The organism is Stenotrophomonas sp. P5_B8 (assembly GCF_054049855.1).
The window spans coordinates 1-4,431 of the sequence record NZ_JBFULO010000337.1 but is presented as its reverse complement, the minus strand read 5'-3'; the positions used below and the strand labels follow the sequence as shown (position 1 = coordinate 4,431).

Here is a 4,431-nt window from a genome sequence, read left to right as displayed (position 1 = left end):
GTGCTGGTCGGCCTGCTGGTCGGCGAAGTGGCCCGCAAGAACGACCTGCGCCTGGACCCCAAGCGCCTGAATGAAACCATGCGCCTGATTGCCTCCACCTATGAAGAGCCGGAGCAGGTCATTGAGATGTACCGTAATGACCCCCAGCTGATGAGTGGGCTGCAGAATCGTGTGATGGAAGAGCAGGTGATCGACTGGATCGCCGAGCGCGCCCAGCACACCGAAGAACAGCTGTCGTTCCAGGACGCGATCCGCCAGTAAGCGGCCTGCGTTTTACGCCCCGCGCCCCGGCGCGGGGTCGTTCCCCCCAAAATAGGTGCCTCACTAATGGACAACCGAACCACAGCCCTGAACATGGTTCCGATGGTGGTCGAACAGACCAGCCGCGGCGAGCGCGCMTATGACATCTATTCGCGCCTGTTGAAGGAGCGTCTGATCTTCCTGGTGGGCCCGATCGACGATCACATGGCCAACGTGGTGGTGGCGCAGCTGCTGTTCCTGGAAGCGGACAACCCGGAAAAGGACATCAGCATCTACATCAACTCGCCCGGTGGCGTGGTCACCGCCGGCATGGCGATCTACGACACCATGCAGTACATCAAGCCGGACGTGAGCACCATCTGCGTCGGCCAGGCCGCCTCGATGGGCGCGCTGCTGCTGGCATCCGGCGCGGCGGGCAAGCGGTATGCGCTGCCCAACTCGCGGGTGATGATCCACCAGCCGCTGGGCGGCTTCCAGGGCCAGGCCTCGGACATCGACATCCATGCCCGTGAAATCCTGACCCTGCGTTCGCGCCTGAACGAGGTGCTGGCCAAGCACACCGGCCAGTCGCTGGAGACCATCGCGCGCGATACCGAGCGCGACAACTTCAAGAGCGCGGCCGATGCGGTGGCCTACGGTCTGGTCGACCAGGTGCTCGAGCGCCGTCCGGAAGAGTCGATCACCCCGGCGTGATGATGCAGCCAGGCCGGCAAACCGGCTTGTTTCCGCAGGGTCGGGTAGGACTGGTGTCCTCCTGACCCTGTGCTATTCTCGAATCGAACCCCCGTTCAGCGGGTGGGGTAACTGGGTAAGCGAAGCATGAGCGAAGACCGCCAAGGTCGTTCCACGGACACCGGCAAGATCCTCTACTGTTCTTTCTGCGGGAAGAGCCAGCATGAGGTGCGCAAGCTGATTGCGGGCCCGAGCGTGTTCATCTGCGATGAGTGCGTGGAGCTGTGCAACGACATCATCCGTGAAGAACTCGAGGAAAAGGCGCAGTCGGCGCGCAGTTCGCTGCCCAAGCCGCGCGAGATCCTCGAGGTCCTCGATCAGTACGTGATTGGCCAGAACCGGGCCAAGCGCACGCTGGCCGTGGCTGTGTACAACCACTACAAGCGCATCGAGAGCCGCCAGAAGAACGACGAGGTCGAACTGGCGAAGTCGAACATCCTGCTGGTCGGTCCGACCGGTTCGGGCAAGACGCTGCTGGCCGAAACCCTGGCCCGCCTGCTCAACGTGCCGTTCACCATGGCCGACGCCACCACGCTGACCGAAGCCGGTTACGTGGGCGAGGACGTGGAAAACATCATCCAGAAGCTGCTGCAGAAGTGCGACTACGACGTCGAGAAGGCACAGCAGGGCATCGTCTACATCGATGAAATCGACAAGATCTCGCGCAAGAGCGAGAACCCGTCGATCACCCGCGACGTGTCCGGCGAAGGCGTGCAGCAGGCGCTTCTGAAGCTGATCGAAGGTACCGTGGCCAGCGTGCCGCCGCAGGGCGGGCGCAAGCATCCGCAGCAGGAATTCCTGCAGGTGGACACCAAGAACATCCTGTTCATCTGCGGCGGTGCGTTCGCCGGGCTGGACAAGGTGATCCAGGCGCGCTCCAACGACGCTGGCGGCATCGGCTTCGGCGCCAAGGTGAAGAGCTCCGAGCGCAAGCAGGAAGTGGGCAAGATCCTGGCCGAAGTCGAGCCGGAAGATCTGATCAAGTTCGGCCTGATCCCGGAATTCGTCGGCCGCCTGCCGGTCGTGGCAACCCTGGAAGAGTTGGACGAAGCGGCCCTGGTCAGGATCCTGACCGAGCCGAAGAACGCAATCACCAAGCAGTTCAAGAAGCTGTTCGAGATGGAGCACGTCGAGCTGGAGTTCCGTCCGGACGCCCTGGCCGCGATCGCCCGCAAGGCGCTCAAGCGCAAGACCGGTGCCCGTGGCCTGCGTACCATCGTCGAATCGGTCCTGCTGGACACCATGTACGACCTGCCATCGGCAGAGAACGTCAGCAAGGTGGTGGTGGACGAATCGGTGATCGAACACAAGTCCGAACCGTACCTGATTTACCAGACGCCACCGGCGCCTGAACAGAAGGCGGCTGGTGCTGAATAATCGGTTCAAGTAATTGAATTGATAGAAATTTTTCAGAACTGCTTGCATCTAGAAGCCGATGGCCCCATAACGAGGCCATCGGCTTTTTTTGTATCCGGGCGAGGCGCCCGGAGGCCATCCCCACTGTTCCACTGGAGCCCACATGGCCCGTTCCCCTACTGAGACTCTCGACCTGCCGGTACTGCCGCTGCGTGACGTGGTGGTGTTCCCGCACATGGTCATCCCGCTGTTCGTCGGCCGCGACAAGTCCATGCACGCGCTGGAGCAGGCGATGGCGGCGGACAAGCGCATCCTGCTGCTGGCCCAGAAGTCGGCCGAGACCGATGACCCCACCGCCGCCGACCTCTACCAGGTCGGCACGCTGGCGCAGGTGCTGCAGCTGCTGAAGCTGCCTGATGGCACCATCAAGGTGCTGGTCGAGGGACTGTCGCGGGTCAACGTCACCGAAGTCACCGAGCGCGAGAGCGCGCTGCACGGCATCGCCACGGAAATCGAATCGGACGAATCGCGCGAGCCGCGCGAGATCGAGGCGATCGCCCGTTCGCTGATGTCGCTGTTCGAGCAGTACGTCAAGACCAACCGCAAGCTGCCGCCGGAGCTGCTGCAGACGCTGGCCGGCATCGACGAGCCCGCGCGCCTGGCCGACACCATCGCCGCGCACATCAGCGTGCGCCTGGCCGACAAGCAGCGCCTGCTGGAAACGCTGCAGATCGGCGACCGCCTGGAAATGCTGGTCGGCCTGGTCGACGGCGAGATCGACGTGCAGCAGATGGAAAAACGCATCCGCGGCCGCGTGAAGTCGCAGATGGAAAAGAGCCAGCGCGAGTACTACCTCAACGAGCAGATGAAGGCCATCCAGAAGGAACTGGGCGACCTGGACGATGCACCGGGCGAGCTGGACGAACTGGCGCGCAAGATCGCCGAGGCGGGCATGCCCAAGCCGGTGGAGACCAAGGCCAAGGCCGAGCTCAACAAGCTCAAGCAGATGTCGCCGATGTCGGCCGARGCKRCCGTCGTGCGCAACTACCTGGACTGGCTGCTGGGCGTGCCGTGGAAGAAGCGCACCAAGGTGCGCAAGGACCTCAAGGTCGCCCAGGACACGCTGGACGCCGATCATTTCGGTCTGGACAAGGTCAAGGACCGCATCCTGGAATACCTGGCGGTGCAGTCGCGCGTGAAGCAGATGAAGGGCCCGATCCTGTGCCTGGTCGGTCCGCCCGGCGTGGGCAAGACCTCGCTCGGCCAGTCGATCGCCAAGGCCACCAACCGCAAGTTCGTGCGCATGAGCCTGGGCGGCGTGCGCGACGAGGCCGAGATCCGTGGCCATCGTCGTACCTATGTCGGCTCGATGCCGGGCCGCATCGTGCAGAACCTCAACAAGGTCGGCAGCAAGAACGCCCTGTTCGTGCTGGATGAGATCGACAAGATGTCGATGGATTTCCGCGGCGATCCCTCCTCGGCGCTGCTGGAAGTGCTCGACCCCGAGCAGAACAACGCGTTCAACGACCACTACCTCGAAGTGGATCTGGACCTGTCCGAAGTGATGTTCGTGGCGACCTCCAACTCGCTCAACATTCCCGGACCGCTGCTGGACCGCATGGAAGTCATCCGCATCCCCGGCTACACCGAGGATGAAAAGCTCAACATCGCCATGCGTTACCTGGTGCCCAAGCAGCTCAAGGCCAATGGCCTCAAGCCGGAGGAGCTGGAGATCGAGGCCGACGCCATCCAGGACATCGTGCGCTACTACACGCGCGAATCCGGCGTGCGCAACCTCGAGCGCGAAGTGGCCAAGATCTGCCGCAAGGTGGTCAAGGACATCGCGCTGGCGGGGCCGGTCGCTGCGGTCAAGCCGGCCAAGGTCGGCAAGAAGGCCGGCGCGAAGAAGAAAGCACTCGTGGTGGTCAACGGCAAGAACCTGGACAAGTACCTGGGCGTGCGCCGCGTCGACTTCGGCCGTGCCGAAGAGCAGAACGAGATCGGCCTGGTCACCGGCCTGGCCTGGACCGAAGTCGGTGGCGACCTGCTGCAGATCGAATCGACCCTGGTGCCGGGCAAGGG

Annotated in this window: 3 protein-coding genes and 1 pseudogene; all 4 read left to right on the top strand. The window is 63.3% G+C overall.

Translation table 11 applies throughout. The features are described from left to right. Positions 1 to 261, top strand: a pseudogene (locus tag ACXJKH_RS15840) (trigger factor); the annotation flags it as partial. Positions 262 to 327: 66 nt separating this feature from the next. After that, positions 328 to 954: an ATP-dependent Clp endopeptidase proteolytic subunit ClpP gene (gene clpP / locus ACXJKH_RS15835; RefSeq protein ID WP_256776280.1), complete on the top strand. Its 627-nt coding sequence runs from the start codon at positions 328 to 330 to the stop codon at positions 952 to 954. A 126-nt stretch (positions 955 to 1,080) separates the two neighbouring features. Next, complete coding sequence (clpX, locus tag ACXJKH_RS15830; protein ID WP_256776281.1) at positions 1,081 to 2,370, top strand: ATP-dependent Clp protease ATP-binding subunit ClpX; 1,290 nt, start codon at positions 1,081 to 1,083, stop codon at positions 2,368 to 2,370. 142 nt (positions 2,371 to 2,512) lie between these two features. Then, positions 2,513 to 4,431, top strand: a 1,919-nt coding sequence (gene lon, locus ACXJKH_RS15825) for an endopeptidase La (protein WP_457320709.1), incomplete at its 3' end; no start/stop codon positions are given.